Source organism: Caulobacter sp. Root1455, assembly GCF_001426905.1.
In the GTDB taxonomy this organism is placed as follows: Bacteria; Pseudomonadota; Alphaproteobacteria; order Caulobacterales; family Caulobacteraceae; genus Caulobacter.
Window position 1 is genome coordinate 118,282 of sequence record NZ_LMFQ01000001.1, and the last position, 14,777, is coordinate 133,058.

Annotated in this window: 7 protein-coding genes; 2 read left to right on the plus strand and 5 right to left on the minus strand. The window is 71.3% G+C overall.

Annotated features, from left to right (window positions below):
* Positions 1-56: 56 nt before the first annotated feature.
* The 3 genes from ASD21_RS00420 to ASD21_RS00430 are packed head-to-tail and all read right to left on the minus strand — an operon-like array spanning position 57 to position 3,874.
* Complete coding sequence (locus ASD21_RS00420) at positions 57-1,589, minus strand: tetratricopeptide repeat-containing protein (protein WP_156398237.1); 1,533 nt, start codon at positions 1,587-1,589, stop codon at positions 57-59.
* A 60-nt stretch (positions 1,590-1,649) separates the two neighbouring features.
* Positions 1,650-2,291, minus strand: coding sequence for a nucleotide synthetase (locus ASD21_RS00425; RefSeq protein ID WP_056435122.1), 642 nt, complete (start codon positions 2,289-2,291; stop codon positions 1,650-1,652).
* Entirely contained in the window at positions 2,288-3,874 is a 1,587-nt protein-coding gene (locus tag ASD21_RS00430; RefSeq protein WP_056435124.1) for a toll/interleukin-1 receptor domain-containing protein, read from the minus strand. Before ASD21_RS00430 ends, ASD21_RS00425 begins: the two co-directional genes overlap by 4 nt.
* Before the next feature lie 192 nt (positions 3,875-4,066).
* Between ASD21_RS00430 and ASD21_RS00435 the strand changes: the two genes are divergently transcribed.
* Both ASD21_RS00435 and ASD21_RS00440 read left to right on the plus strand, forming a co-directional pair.
* Positions 4,067-4,330 carry a hypothetical protein gene (locus ASD21_RS00435; protein ID WP_056435126.1) on the plus strand — a complete coding sequence of 88 codons (264 nt, stop codon included), beginning with the start codon at positions 4,067-4,069 and terminating at the stop codon, positions 4,328-4,330.
* A gap of 10 nt (positions 4,331-4,340) precedes the next feature.
* Positions 4,341-5,450, plus strand: coding sequence for a hypothetical protein (locus ASD21_RS00440; RefSeq protein ID WP_056435129.1), 1,110 nt, complete (start codon positions 4,341-4,343; stop codon positions 5,448-5,450).
* Positions 5,451-5,500: 50 nt separating this feature from the next.
* Here the strand turns inward: ASD21_RS00440 and ASD21_RS00445 are convergent, their stop codons facing one another.
* The gene (locus tag ASD21_RS00445) at positions 5,501-12,766 is read right to left on the minus strand and encodes a YDG domain-containing protein (protein ID WP_056435130.1); all 7,266 of its coding nucleotides are present in this window, start codon (positions 12,764-12,766) and stop codon (positions 5,501-5,503) included.
* Between the two features lie 17 nt (positions 12,767-12,783).
* Positions 12,784-14,478 (minus strand): ShlB/FhaC/HecB family hemolysin secretion/activation protein, encoded by a 1,695-nt coding sequence (locus tag ASD21_RS00450; protein WP_235524813.1) that lies wholly within the window; start codon positions 14,476-14,478, stop codon positions 12,784-12,786.
* Between the last annotated feature and the right edge of the window lie 299 nt (positions 14,479-14,777).

Genomic DNA, 14,777 nt, shown 5'->3' on the forward strand with positions numbered 1-14,777 from the left:
AGCCTGTCGAAGGACGAGGACCACTTACTCGGCTCAAAAAGGTTTGACCTGAGCGGTCAGGCCCGCAGGGCGTAGGGGCCCAGTTCGTCGCCCGTCAGGTCCATCAGCCGTTGGGTCAGGTCGGCGGGGCCGGCCGCGCTCAGGACCGCGGCGAAGGTCAGGCCAAGGTGGATCGCCCCGGCCGGAGTGGCCGCCAGCAGGCCGGCCACGACCTCGGCCTGGGCGCTGGTCGCCAGCGGACCGTCGCCGAAGGGATCCGGCGCCATCACGGTCAGGCCGTGGCTCGCCGCGAGACGGACGCGCGCGCCCAGCGCCGCCGCGATCGCCCGGGCCGCCCGCGCCGCGTCGGCGGGCGCCGCGTAGACAAGCAGCAGCGTCCGACCCGACCAGCTGGGCGCGGTCAGCGGGACGGGGCCGTCCTGAATCGCCTTGGCCAGATCTCGCAGCAGATCGCGCGGGTCGGTCTCGGCCGACAGATCCAGGGCGCAGCCGAGGAAGGCCGCCAGCCGCGACACGGACTGAGGCGACACGGACTGGGGCGAACGCGTCGCCGCGGCGGTCCGCCGGGCCGCCGTCAGTATCCGCTGACGTCGCCCAGCCCGGGTCCAGGGCGTGGCGGCGGGCGCGCCGGGCTCGTCCAGCACCAGCACCTGCACGGCCTCGCTGGCCAGGGCCGCCGCCTTGAGCACGGCCAGGCCCATGGCCGTCTCGGCGGCCAGGGTGATGGCTTGCGGTCCCACGTCCGTCGCGTCGGGCGCCGTCACCCGGACGCTGTCGGCCTCGGCGATCAGCCGGTCGAAGCGCGGCCCCCAGGCCTCGCCCCAGGGGATCACCGACTGGGCCCGGAACACGGCGGGGTCGGCGGGCAACAGCACGTGCAGCTCCACGCCGGCGGCGGCCAGGGTCTCGGCGATCAGGATGTCCGCCCCCGCCGCCAGGGCGCCGTAGCCGAACGCCACGCGCTCCTCGGAAACGAGGCTGGCGACCTGGCCGGCCAGGGCCTCGTCGTCGGGCGACACGGCCATGTGGCCGGCGAAGTGCAGGGCCCGGGGCGGCGCCAGCACCGCCAGCCAGCCGTCGTCTTCGTTCAGGGTCGCCAGCAGCAGCCGGAACTGGCGCAGGGTGACGGCGTGGTCCTCCCAGGCCCTGGGGGCCACGGCCACCGCCGCGTCCAGCGCCGCCCGCGCCTCGGCGAACCGGCGCAGCACCAGCAGGGCCTCGGCGCGGGTGGCGGCTTGGTAGTAGGGCGTGTCGTCGTCGGCGGTCTCCAGCACGGCCAGGGCGTGGATCCGCGCGGCGGCTTCGTCGCCGGCCAGCAGCGACAGGGTGGCGGCGTTGATCAGGGCGTAGGCCCCGCCGCCCAGCGGCGCGGCGGCCAGGTAGGCGGCGGCCGCCTGGCCGTAGAGTTCGGCGCGCGCCCCGCCCTCGGCGGCGCGCGCCCGGTCCTTGAGGATCCGCCCCTTCAGGGTCAGGACGGCGGGATCGTCCGACGCCGCCAACCCCGCCCCGGCGAACAGGCTCCAGGCGTGATTGACGGCGCCGGCCCGCACCATCGCGGCGAGGTCGAGAAGAAAGGGCGACTGGGACAAGCGAGGCTCGCGATGAAAGCGGGAACAGGAACGATGGCGGTGATGACCAGGCGGCGAAGCCTATGGCGGAAACTTCCCGCCATCGTTCTTCACGTCCGGGTCGAAGATCACGTTCAGGCGCTTCTTGATCTTCACCCCGTTGGGGTCATTCTCCTCCATGAGGAACTCGGTATGGAAATTGAAGGCCTCGCTGCCCGGGTTGGGATCTTTCTTAGGATCGAACACATCCCGGGCGACCACGCCGAAATACAGCACCCGACATCCGTCACGCGGTATGCGCTCCCCCGGTGCTTCCACGCCTTTCGCGTAGACGTGCCGCAGATAGCAATTCCTGTCGGATTCACCCTTGGTGGTCGCTCCGCGTTCGTGCTTGGCGAACTGCCAGCCGTGGATCTTGGAGTCGAGCTCCACAACGACCCAACATTGCTCGCGAACGTCGATGTCGAAGGGGGACGGCGCGGGCGTGGTCAGCAGATCGACAGCCTGGAACCCTGCCCGCGCCAGCGCGTACTTTTCCACTTCAGTTTCATCGCCCGCGCCCATGGTCGGCGTCGTGGGCGCGGGGGCTTGGACGGTGAAAGCCAAGTTCATCGCAAGCTGTGGGTCGGTGGCGAGCTTCGTCCTGTCGACTGTCAGGATGACGTGAACGATCGATTTCGGGATGAAGTTGCTCGGCTTCGTCGTGGGGATGCGTTCGCTCATCTGCGCCTCCTTGGGGCGGGGTTTTTCTTCACGTAAGCGATACTCTCGTCGATCCGGGCGAGCAGACGCCGCGCGCGGGCGTTGTCGGGATCGAAGGCGATGAGCTCCACGGCGCGCGCCCGGCCGGCGGCCAGGTAGGAGAGCGCTCCCGCGCCGTCGCCCGAGACGTAGGCGAGGCCGCCCTGGGCGTGCTTCAGTCCGATCCAGTCGGCCTGGAGGCCCCGGTCGTCGGGGTGCGCGGCCATCTCGGCGTCGAGGATCTTTTCCTGGGCCCGACGCTCCGCCGCGGCGCGCTCCAGGTCGCCGGCTTCGTTGTAGGCGTCGGCCATCCAGCCATGGCGGGTGACCAGGTTCGCCGCCTGGCTTCGCCGCGCGTCGACCATGCGGGCGTCGACCTCCTGCATGACCTTCAGCGCCTCGGCGCAATGGGCCAGGCCGCCCGCCTTGTCGCCGGACTCCACGGCCACGGCGCAGAGATTGCCTTCGGCGTAGCCCAGTTCGCGGCGGTACTCGATGTTGTCGGGCCGGAACCGGGTCAGGCGGCCGGCCAGGTCACGATAGCGTTCGTAACCGGCCTTGGCCTCGGGCCAGCGCTTCCTGCGATAGTCGATGGTGGCCAGGCCATACTCGTTCTGGGCCTGGTCCAGGATCCGCTGCGGATTGTCCGGTTCTGCCGCCAGCAGCCGGGTGCTGAGCGCGTAGGCGTCGTGGAAGCGCGTGGCGGCGGTTGAAAGATCGCCGCCTTGCTCGCCATCCTCGCCCACGGCATGAAGCAGCCGGCCGAGACGCGCTCGCGAGGCGGGCGACAGGCGGGCCGGGTCCTGGCCGGCATAGTAGTCGAGGGCGCGCTGGCTCACCGCGCCCTGCACGGCCAACCGCTCGCTTCCCGTCAATTTGCCGCGCAGGTCGGTCATCATGAACTCCACCAGGGACTCCGCCTCGCCCCGCTGCCGTTCGGCTTCGTCGCGGGCGTTCAGGGCGAAGGCCGTGAGCAGCCCCATGCCTAGCACCGCCGCCAGCGACGCCCCCGTGACGGCCGTCACGCTGCGCAGACGTCGTTGCGCGTCCCGCTGGACCAGCTCGTCCAGCCCCACGCCCGTCACCCCGGCCACCAGCTTCAGCAGGGCCAGGCGCGGGCCGTCGGCGGTCGACCGGAAGTCGGCGGCCAGGGGCTCGACCCCGTCGCGCAGCGGCGCGGGAAAGGCCTCGTGCGGCTCGCCGGCGACCAGGGCCGCCAGGATCGGCCGGTCGGGATGGAGCTCGCGGAACAGCTCGACCTCGCGCGCCACCCACGGCGAGGCGGCCGCGTTGGGCGTGCAGACCACGATCAGGGCGTTGGAATCGGCCAGGGCGGCGCGGACCTCGACGGTGAGGTTGCTGGCGGCCGCCAGCTCCTCGCGGTCGCGGAAGATCGGCGCCAGGCGGCGCGGGACATTGCCCCGCGGCGTTTCGCGGCCCACCAGCCGCCCTGGCAAGGCGTAGCGCTCCAGCCGGCCGTGCAGCTGGCGGCCGAAGACAGCGTCCCGATGGCTATAGCTGATGAAGGCGCGGTAGCGCGCGGCGCCGACTCGATCCCCGTCCATCGTTCGCTGACCGCCCCATGCCCCGACACAGAATGTCAGAGGCGCCGGACCCGCACAACTTTATCGGTCGTTGGCGGAACTTTCCCGCAGGGGCGTGACGGCCGTCACGCCGGGTCGGCGCGGCGCGGGTCCAGGTTTCCTCGCGGTCACCGGGGTGGCCCGGGGAAGACCCCGCTCAGAAGGATCCGTTCAATGACCGCGATTTCCGTTCACATCACCTGCAGTCGCCCGCACCGGGCGTGGGTCGATAACCAAACGACCGTTCTACTGCACGACGGTCAGGTCATCGACCTGGCGCCGGGAGATCATGACCTGATCTGGTCGATCATCGGCAGCCCCGGCGACACCTTCAAGGCGGTGCTCCGGGACGGCGGACGAGAGGTCTGCAACGTGGACTGGTCCATTCCCGCCGGCAGCAGCGGCTGGACCGGCGATCTCGAACCGTTCACGGTCTAGGGAGGGCGAGATGAAGTCGATCATTCTTCCCCTGCTCGCCGCGGTGCTGCTCGCCGAGGCGGGAGCGGCGCGGGCCCAAACCCAAGCGCCGGCCCCCGCGCCGGCGTCCGATGAGATCCCCGAGGAGAGCATCGTTGCGGAGCCCGTCCCGCCACTTTCCAAGGCCGTTCCCAACTCCGGGCCGACCAGCCGGGGCACCGCCCTGGGCGGCGGCGCCGAACTCCAGGCGGGGTCGGACGACAGTTCCGTCTCGGCTTGGCTGTCCTGGGTGGATTCCGCTCTCGACGCGAATAAGGGCGAGGCTTCCTACAGGGTGAGGACCCTGACCCTCAGTTCGCCGCTCAGCGAAGACGCTTCGCCGGCGATGGCGGCGAGCCTGGACACCCTGGCCAAGGCCGTCAGTCTCGAATTCAAGTTTTCGAACGTCCAGGCCTATGGCGTGCGAAGCCCCATGGCGGCGGAGCTTAAGGCGCTCTGCAAGGAAGCCAGAACCCGCTACACCGACAAGCACGGGAAGGGTTCCGACAAGGGCGTCCGCTGCGCGGCGGTGGCGGCGGACGACCCCGCCATGAACACCGCCTGGGAAGACCTGTTCTGGGATCCGAAGGCCAAGGCCGTGATCCTCGGCGCCGCCGCCAAGGTCGGTCACCAGAGCTTCGACTATCTGGAGACCACCACCCTGGCCTCGCGGTCCGAAGACAAGGCGGTCTGGTCGGTCTCCGGCTTCGCCACCTATTTCCCGCGCAAGGCCCGGTTCCTGCTCAGCGCCGGCTTCGAGCACCAGGACGCCTACGAGGCGGCGGACGAGGCGACCGTCTGTCCCGCCGGTCCGGCGCCGGTGACCTGCGCGGCCGGGGCGTACGGCGAGCCGGTCCACAAGCGCAGCGACGTCGTCAGTCTGGAGGCCCGCAAGATCTTCAGCCGCGGCCTCGGCGTGACCGCCAAGGTCAACCACGATTTCAGCGACGACGTCTGGGGCGTCGAGGTCCCGGTCTATTTCGTGCGCAACCCGTCCGGAGAGGCCCTGACCGGCGGCGTGAAGTTCGGCTGGCGCAGCGACAAGCACGACCTTCTGGTCAGCCTGTTCTTCGGCAAAGCCTTCTCGCTGCTGAATTTCTGACCGCGCGGCCGCCGCGCCCTCCCCAAACCCAATCTGGACGGGCCGGCGGCCTAACGCAGCGCCGCCACCACCTTGCCGCCGCCGGACATGGCGCCCTGCGGCGGACAGCCCTCGCCGAGGCAGCCCTCGCCCTCGGTCGTGAGGTGGGACTCCGGATCCCAGTCCAGGATGAAGTCCGGCGCCTGGGTGAGATGCCTGAGCGCCGGCATGCCGCCCGCTTCGTTCGACGGAAGCGGCCTGATCGTGAACACCGCCCCGGTGAAGGTCAGGTCGTAGTTGGCCGACAGGGCCAGCGTCCCGCGGGTGATCGCGTAGCTGCCGGGGATCTCGCCGACCTCGCGTCCCAGGGCGCCGGTGAAGGCGTCGCCCGCCGCCAGGTCGCCCACGGTGATGCGGTAGGTCAGGGTGGGTTCGACCTGGCCGAACGGCTTGAACAGGGGGTTGGCGGCCACCGTCACCTGCCGCCGCAGAATGTCGGCCAGGGCGGCGCTGACGCTGGTCAGGCTGTAGTTGCCGGCGTCGGCGCCGGCCAGGACCGAGCCGGACGCCGTCACGGTCTTGCCCGTCCCGACATTCTTGTCGGCGAAGGCGTAACTGCCCGAGGCCGAGACGGCGTCGCCGGCCACCACGCCGGTCAGGCCGATCGAGCCGGTGGCCGCCACCGTGCCGTCATAGGTCTTGGTGTCGGCGGTCAGCGCGCCGGTCAGGTCCTTCTTCAGGATGTCGGCCGTGCCGGCGGCCGTCGAGGTCAGCGTGTAGTTGCCCGCGTCGGCGCCCGACAGGGCCACGCCCGACGCGGTGACCGTCTTGCCGGTCCCCGCGGTCTTGTCGGCGAAGGCGTAGGTCCCCGAGGCCCCGACCGCGTCACCGGCCACCACGCCGGTCAGGCCGATCGAGCCGGTGGCCGCCGTCGTGCCGTCATAGGTCCTGGTGTTGGCGGTCAGCACGGCGGTGAGGGCCTTGGGATCGATGCGCAGCGAACCCGTTCCATAGCCGAAGGCGTAGTTGAGGTCGGAGGCCAGGCCGCCGGCGGCGGCGGTCAGGACATAGGTCCCGACGACCTTGCTGGTCGCGCCGGAGACCGCGGGCGCGCCCGACCAGGCGTCGGCCGCCAGGTCGCCGTTGACCAGGCCGGCGATCGTCGCCGAGGTCGTCGGGATCGTCCCGTCATAGATCACGGTCCGGCTGTCGGGCGTCACCGTCAGGGTCGGCTGGTAGGCGTAGACGAAGCGGTTGCCGGCGTTGACGGGCGTGGCGAAGGTTTCGTTCGAGAAGTCATAGGCCGAACCGTAGAAGCTCTTGCCAGCCAGGCCGTTGAACGTATTGCCCGCCGTCGAGCCGAGCGGCGCGCCCACCGCCTGGGTGTAGATCAGCCAGCGGCCGTTGGCGGCGGTCACCGCGTCCGCCCCACGGGCGTTGGTGAACACCCCATCCGAGGCCAGCATCGCCGCGTCGCCCGTCCCGTCGGCCTGGACCCGGCCCGTGCCGGCGAAGGTCATGCCGGCGTGCGAGGTCAGCGACACGGTTCCCGTGCTCCAGACGGTCCCGACGACGGTCAGGGACCGGCCGTCGATCAGCTTCAGCAGGCCGCCGGTGTTGGTGAAGTCGCCCAGCTGGACCACCTGGTTGGCGGCGCCGAAGGTCGCTCCGCCGGTCGCCCAGCCCGTCAGTTTCTGGGCGGTGATGATCCCGGTCGAGACCTGGCCGATCGCGCCGTCGGAACGCAGGTCCACCGTCTGGCCGACGGCGTTGACCGCGCCGTACAGGTCGTAGCCGGTGGTGCTGTTGAACGCGAAGCCGCCGGCGCCGACCGTGACCGCGTCCAGGTAGGAGATCTGGTTGGCGCCGAGCAGGACAGCGCCGGTTCCCGCCGTCACGTCCAGCACGCCGGCGTGCAGCGCCGCGTGCTGGGCGATGTCGGTGGCGGCGTTGAGGGACAGCACGTCGCGGACGTCGATCACCCCGCCGAGCGTCGCGTCGCCCAACCGCAGATTGCCGCTGGCCGACGTCACCGCCAGGTCGCCGGTGACGTCGGCCGACACCAGTTGCGTGTCGCCGCCGCCGTTCACCCGCGAGGCCGCGCCTGCCGTCAGGGCGTACACGGTCAAGGCGCCGGTCGGGCCGTCGATCTGGACGCCGCCGTTGGTCGATCCAGCGAAGCCGATCTGGTGCGAACCGTTGACGACCTTGATCTTGACCCCGTTGAGCCCAAAGACCGTGTTCAGGCCGGCGTTGGTCGTGTGGTCAAGATTGACGTCGACCTTGCCCGTCGGGGCCGAGGCCACTATCGTCAGGCTCCCCCCCGTCGAGGTGAAGACGTTGCCCGCGGTGATCGCGCCGGACGTCGCGGCCCCCAGGACCACGTCGCTGTTCGAGACGACCGTCAGAGTGCGAGCTCCCGAGCCTCTCACGACCGCCGAGCCCAGGCTCGCCGTGCCCGCCGCGCCCAGGACCGTGACATCCGCCAGCGCGTCGGCTGAATCCACGGCCATGCCGCCGACGCTGGCGGTCGCCGTGATCGCGCCGCCCCCGCCGTACAACGCGCCCAGGTGTCCGCCACGCGCCGCGACGGAGATGCCGCCCAGGTCGCTGGTCATGTCGCCGCCGAGGATGTCGCCGCTGGTCACGGTGACGCCGATGGAGCCCCCGTGGCGCAGGGTCTTGCCGCTGAAGTCGAAATCACCGGCCTGGTCCAGGATGGTCCAGGCTCCGGCCTTGGCGCCCAGCGGCGCCAGGGCGGCGGCCGAGAAGTCGCCGCCGGTCAGGGCGTAGGCGTCGCCGACGGTGACGCTGGTCGCCACGTTCACCAGGCCGGTTCCGGCCTCCAGGTCCAGATCGCCGCCGCTCAGCACCGTGTCGAGGGCGATGGCGTCGGCCGTGACCTCGACGTCGCCGGCGTCCAGCTGGCCCGCGCCAGTCACCGCGCCGTTCAAGGCGGTGACGGCCAGCAGGTTGTCGGCGTGAACGACGCCGCCCAGGCTGACCCCGCCGGTTCCGGCGCTCAGGCTCACGTCGCCGTCGGACAGGACCGCATTCAGTGTCATGGCGTTGGCCGCCACATTGACCTCGCCGTCGTGCGCCCCCGCCCCTTGGCCGGCGTCCAGCTGACCCAGGCTGGCCACGGCACCGTTCAGGGCGGTGATGTGGAGCAGGTGGTCGGCGTGACCGCCGCCGGTCCCCAGGCTCACCCCGCCGGTCGCGGCGGTCAGGTTCACGTCGCCGTCGGACACGACCGCGTCGAGGCTGATGGCGTCGGCGGTCACGTCGACCGCGCCGTCGTGCGCCCCGATCCCGGCGTCCAGCTGGCCCGCGCCGGTCACCGCCCCGTTCGAGGCGACGATGGTCAGCTTGCGGTCGGCGTGGATGGCGGCGCTGCCCAGGTCCAGGTCGCCCAGGGTGTCGGTGATGGCGACGTCGTGGATCGCGCCGGAGAACAGGATCGGGGTCAGCGCGTCGCCCAGGAAGTCGTGGGCCGTGATGGTGTAGTCGCCGCCGCTGACGGTGGTGGAGCCGGTTTCGAGCGTGCCAGCCATGGCCTCCAGCGTGATGTTGAAGGCGGCCAGCTCCTCGATCTTCAGGTCGCCGGTCTTCTGGAAGACGGTCGCGTCGCCGTCGACGGCGGCGGCGACCAGGGTGACGCCGTTGCTGGCCGAGTTGATGTTGACCACGGCGTCGCCGTCGCTGGAGACAACCTGCAATCCGCCGGCGCCGCAGCCGCAGGTGGGGTCGGTGACCACATAGTTCGCGGCGGTCACCGACGCCGCGTCGTCCGCGCCGAAGGTGGCCTTGTTCACGGCGTCGACCAGGATGCCGTCCGGCGCCTCGCCCGCGCGCAGGGTCGCGTCGCCGTCGCCATGCACGATGACGAACCCGGCGGGATCGTTGGCCTTGGCGAAATTGACCAGCGCGTCGCCGCCCGCCACCACGAAGACGCCCTGATCCGCCTCGGCCGTACCGACGAAGGCGTCGCCGAACCCGCCGATCGAAATCCCGACGCCGGCCAGGGCGGACTGGACGTCTATGTTTCCGGTGTCGGCGGTCGCCGTGATCACACCGTCGGCCTGCAGCGATCCGACATCGACCGCGCCGCCCTCCAGGTCCAGGTCGCCGTTGCTGGAGATCAGGCTGGCCAAGGTTCCGTCCAGCAGGCCGTCGGTCCCGATGCGGACCAGCCCGTCGCCATGCGCCGAGCCGGTGATCGTCAGGTCGCCGCCGTCGGCGAAGAGCTCCACGTCGCCGGTGTTCGCCGTGGCCGCGCCGACGGTCAAGGCGCCGTCCAGCGTCTCGACATAGATGTCGTCGGTCAGGGCCGTGAGGGTGTCGATGACCGCCGCGCCGCTGGCGATGGTGACGTCGACGCCCGCGCCCTCCAGCGTGTCGAGCTTGGCGCTGGTGTCGAGGTGGACCAGGGCGTCGCCGCTGGCCGAGATGACCGTCGCCGCGCCCGTGCTCCCGCCCGTGCGGCTGAAGGTATTGTCGGCGGTGATGGCGGAGAAGAGAGGATCGCCCAGCACCGCGTCGTCGAGGGCGGCGATGGCGAGATCGCGGCCCGTGCCCGCGCCGGTCAGCACGGCCTTGCGCAGGATCGCGCCGCCGCCGGTGGCGGTGACGGTGATGTCGTCGCCCGCCTCGGCCGAGACCAGATCGATGTCCTCCGTCGCCGTGACGTCGATGTCGCCGCCCGCGACCAGGGCGTCGGCGGCGCCGAGCACGCCGGCCGACGACAGCGACAGGTCGCCGGTGGCCGTCAGGGCGTTGGTCAGGGCCAGGCCGCCGGCCGTGTCGATGACCGACAGGTCGCGGATCACGCCCGCCGGGGCCAGGACGTTGCCGCCCCAGTCCTGGGCCTCGGCGGTGTAGTCGCCGCCGCCGACCGTGACGGTGTTGGCCGCGATCACGCCGTTGCCGGCGCTGAGGAAGACGTTGTGGCCGCCGACCGCGTCCACCGTGAAGCCGTCCGCCACGCCGACCGACGCCGTTCCGGTGGCGGCGTTGGCGCTGACCGAGCCCAGGTCGGCGTCCAGGCTGTCGAGGAACACCCGCGCGTCGCCGTCCAGGGAGACGACGAGATAGGTCAGGCTGCCGCTCAGTCGGTCGACGCTGTTGTGCGCGACGATCCCCGCCTGGCTGTCGGCGCCCAGGGTCGCGGTTCCGGTCGCCACGACCTGGATCTGGTCGACGGCGCCGTCGACGAGCACGTTGCGCAGGGTCGCGGCCCCCGCCAAGGCCTGCACCAACGCCGCCCCCCCGCCCCCCGTGACGAACACGTGGTCGACCAGCGCGTCGCCGGTCATCGCCGTCACGATGACATTGGAGCCCTGCAACGTGCCGCTCACGCTGGGGATGGCGGTGAAGCCGCCGTCGCCGGTCAGCGTGACGTCGCCCTGCCCGATGACCTGGGCGTTGGCGGCCAGCGTCAGGACGCCCGCCGTGGTGGTGATGTCGATGTCGCCGCCGCCGGAGACGGTGTCGGTGATCGACAGCGCCTGGGCGTTGGAGAAGGCCACATCGGCCGACGCGCTGTCCTGGACAGAGCCAAGCTTGTTCACCAGGTTGGCGCGAGTGGCGCTGAAGCCCCCGTCGCTCTGCGCGGTCAGGATGTCGGCGGTGATCACGCCGCCGCTCTGGACGATGCCGCCGGCCGACGCGGTCAGCGAGACCGTTCCGGCGGCGCCGTAGTTGCCGGTCAGGGTCAGGCCCGTGGCGTCCGCGAGGAACAGGTCGCGGGTCGAGCTGCCCGTCCCCAGGGTCGCGGTGGTGGCGGCGTCGATCGTGATGTCGCCCACGGCCGCGCCGGCGCCCTGGCTCTGCGCCGTGCCGACATTGACCGCGCCGCCGGTCGATCGCGCCAGAACGTGAGCGTCGTCGGTGGCGCCGACACCGGTGGACCTCAGCGTCGCGCCGCTGGCCAAGACCGCGCCGGTGGTCGCGGTGACCTCGACGTCGTCGCCGGCCGTGGCCGCGGTGGTCACCGTCGCGCCGCCGGTCGTGGCCGTCACGAAGAGGTCGCGCGCCGCCGAACCGTTGGTCAGGCTGGCGGTGACGCCGGTCACCTTCACGTCGCGGGTGGCGGTGGTCGCGCCGGCGCTGGCGGTCGTCGCCGCCTGGACGGTGACGTCGCCGGCCCGCGCGCCGGTCCCTTGGGTCTGGAGCGTGTTGGTGGCGGTGACCGCGCCGGTGTCGGAACGCAGGAGGATGTGCGCGTCGTCGCCGGCGCCCAGGCCGGTCGACTTCAGGAAGGCGCCGCCGGCCGTGATGTCGCCGTTGGAGGCGGTCAGCTCGATGTCGTCGCCGGCGAAGATGCGGTTGGTCACCGTGACTCCGGTGTCGCCGGTCAGGATGGCGTCGCGCCCCGCGTCGAGGGTGCTCAGAAAGATGATCGGGGCGGTGAGCAGGGTGTCGCGCGCCGAATTGCCCAGGGTCAGCGACACCGAGCCGCCGCTGCCGAGGACGATGTCGCCCGAGGTGGTGGTGGTGGCCGAACCGACGGAGGTGTTGGAGCCCGAAGAGACGGTGACGCCGGTCGCGCCCGTGATCGCGGTGACGGTCGCGCCAGGGCCGCCGGCCGTCACCGAGGCCGCGCCGGTGGCGGCCGTGGCTTCGCTGACGGTAATCGAACCCGAAGTGGTGCTCACCCCCACCGTGGCGCCTTCGGCGATGGCGACGTTCAGGCCGCCGCTCGAGGCGGAGAGCAGGACATTGCCGCTGGCGTCGATCGACGCGCTGGTCGCCGTGCTGATCGTCGTGATCCGGATCAGGGCGTCGGTGGCGGCGCGCAGGTTGGCCAGCGGATCGGCGGCGTCGACGAACGTGGCGTCGACAATCGCCGATCCTCGGCTGAACAGGAAGCCACCGGCGGTCATGGTCGCGCCGGGCGAGACGATCACGCCCTGTGGCGAATAGAACCAGATATTGCCGCCCGTCGACGCCCCGACCTTGCCGGTCACCACGGCGCCGCTGTCGATGGCGATCTGGGTCGTGGTCTTGTTGAGGACGATGTCGCTGGCGGCGTCGAAGTGGAAGTCCATCTCGTCGGCGCCGCTGACATGCAGGCTGGACCAGTTGATCACCGTGTGGGGCGCGTTCAGGTCGATGTCCAGGGTGTTGGCGTTGGGCGCGGTGATCACCGGCGCCGAGCCGCCCGTGGAGACCGTGATGCTGCCGCCGCCCGGGATGCCCGGCAGGGTCTGGGCCAGCGCCGGCTGGGCCAGGAGCGTCGCCACGCCGCACAGGGCCGAGGCCGCCAGCAGACGGGTCCGTCGCGCCGAGCGCGGGGCGGTGCGAGGGAGGATCGAGCGGATCTGGGACGGGGTCATGGGGGACGCTCCGGAGACTAGAACGCGGCGGACAGGGAGATCAGGACGCGCGACGGCGGCTCGTCGCCGACGCCGAACGGACTGTCGAACGGCTTGGCCCAGGTCAGGTCGAAGGCCACCCGCGAGGCGACCTGGGCGCGGACGCCGACCCCCGCCGAGGCCAGGTCCAGCTTGCCCGCCCCGAAGCCGAGATTGGTCAGTTCGGCGGTGTCGTAGAAGGCGTAGGGCCGCCAGGCGGCGCGGCCTCCGGCCAGCGGCAGCGGCACGGTGCTGACCTCGACCGAGGCGGCGACGGCGCGGTCGCCGGAGATCACCGACGGGTCGTAGCCCCGCCCGACCGTCAGGTTGCCGACCCCGTATTCCTCATAGGACAGCAGCGGATCGTCGGCGTGCTGCCAGGCGACCTTCAGTTTGCCGACCATCGGTCCCGCGCGGCCGCCGATCTCGCCCTCGGCCCGCGTCACCGTGGCGTCCGGCTCGCCCAGGAAGCGCGAGGCGGTCGGTTCGCCGTAACGGCTGGCGCCCAGGCCGTGCACGCCCTGGCGCAGTTCCAGCACGCCCGTCATGGCCACGGAATTGGCCGCCAGGCCGGCCGGCGCGTAGTGGCCGTCTAGCCGGACGAAGAACACCCGCAGATGGTCGTCGGTCAGCACGGCCGCGCCGCCGCCGAACTCGACCCTCTGGTCGATCACGTCCAGGCCGGCCCCGATATTGAGGTTGTGGCGGCGGTGGCGCATCAGCGGATAGGTCAGGCGGACGCCGCCGGCGAACGACTCGCCCTCCAGGTCCAGCGGCTTGAGGACGTCGCCCGGCCGGGTCCAGGCCCAGGAGCCCGATAGGTCGGCCGCCAGGCCGTCCCCGCCGATGAAGAAGCGCTCGACCACCTGGACGACCTGCTGCTCGTCGCTGGACAGCGTGCCGTAGGCGAGGATCGAGGTCCGCTCGCCCAGGGCGGTGAAGCTGTTGAGGTCCAGCCGCGCCAGGGTCAGGTCGCGGCCGACGGTCTTGGAGCCGTAGTTCTGGGCCACGACCGAGCCGTCGACGGCGTCTCGGGAAATGGCGATGTCCAGGTCCAGCGCGCCCTGGCCGACCGGCGAGGGCTTGAGCACCGATTGGATCCGCACACCGTGCACGTCGGAGGCCAGCAGCAGGTAGCGCTGGGCGACGTCGAGATCGAACGGCGCCATGCCGCGCAGATGGTCGAGGAAGCGCGCGACCTGCTTCTGGGCCGGGCCGGCGTCGCCGTGATAGTTCACCGCCGCGATCCGCGCCTCGACCACGGTCAGGGTCAGCCGCCCGTCGGCGATCTTCTGTTCGGGAATGACCACGCTGGCCAGAACGCCGCGCCGCAGATACAGCGCCGCAGCCCGGTCGCGGATGTCGCAAACCACGCTCAGCGGCGCCTCGCGGCCGATGAACTCGGCATAGGTCGAGGCCAGGGCCTGGTCCGACAGCGCCAGGGCGCCGCCCCCGCTTTCTCCGGACGTCGCGCCGTGGAACTCGACCGCCTTCAGGGTGACCTTGATGGGGCTGTCGCGGAAGGCGCAGGGCCCGGCCTCGACGCCCTTGAACAGGTCGCCGCGCGGCGCGGCCGCGATCGGGGCCGCGCGGGCCGGATCCAGTTCCTGGCGGGACGGCAGGGCCACCTGGGCGGCCGCCGGGGCCGCGACGAGCAGGGCCGAGCCCAGACACGCCATTGCGCTCACGCCCATGACGGCGCGATGCATTCTGAACAGAACTCGCAAGAAACCCCTCCCGCCACCTGCGTGGCGTCGGCCCACCTCATGGCTGAGTATGACCCAAATCTTAGCTGGATAACAGTGATCGCCGAACGGCGGATTTCCAGACACTTCACCGGCGGCCCGGGAAGGATTCGGAAGCTCTGGCCTTCGCCTTAGAGAGCCGAAGGCTCAACGTGGACAATCCCCTGCCGCGCTAGACCTTCCGCCTGGGACTCCGTGGGAGTCCGGGACTATCGGGCGGTCAAAACCTCGATGATCTTATCCGCTGT

Coding starts and splice junctions, on each gene's coding strand:
- ASD21_RS00425 (WP_056435122.1), bottom strand. CDS start 2,291: ATGAGCGAACGCATCCCCACGACGAAGCCGAGCAACTTCATCCCGAAA.
- ASD21_RS00450 (WP_235524813.1), bottom strand. CDS start 14,478: ATGGGCGTGAGCGCAATGGCGTGTCTGGGCTCGGCCCTGCTCGTCGCG.
- ASD21_RS00430 (WP_056435124.1), bottom strand. CDS start 3,874: ATGGACGGGGATCGAGTCGGCGCCGCGCGCTACCGCGCCTTCATCAGC.
- ASD21_RS00445 (WP_056435130.1), bottom strand. CDS start 12,766: ATGACCCCGTCCCAGATCCGCTCGATCCTCCCTCGCACCGCCCCGCGC.
- ASD21_RS00435 (WP_056435126.1), top strand. CDS start 4,067: ATGACCGCGATTTCCGTTCACATCACCTGCAGTCGCCCGCACCGGGCG.
- ASD21_RS00440 (WP_056435129.1), top strand. CDS start 4,341: ATGAAGTCGATCATTCTTCCCCTGCTCGCCGCGGTGCTGCTCGCCGAG.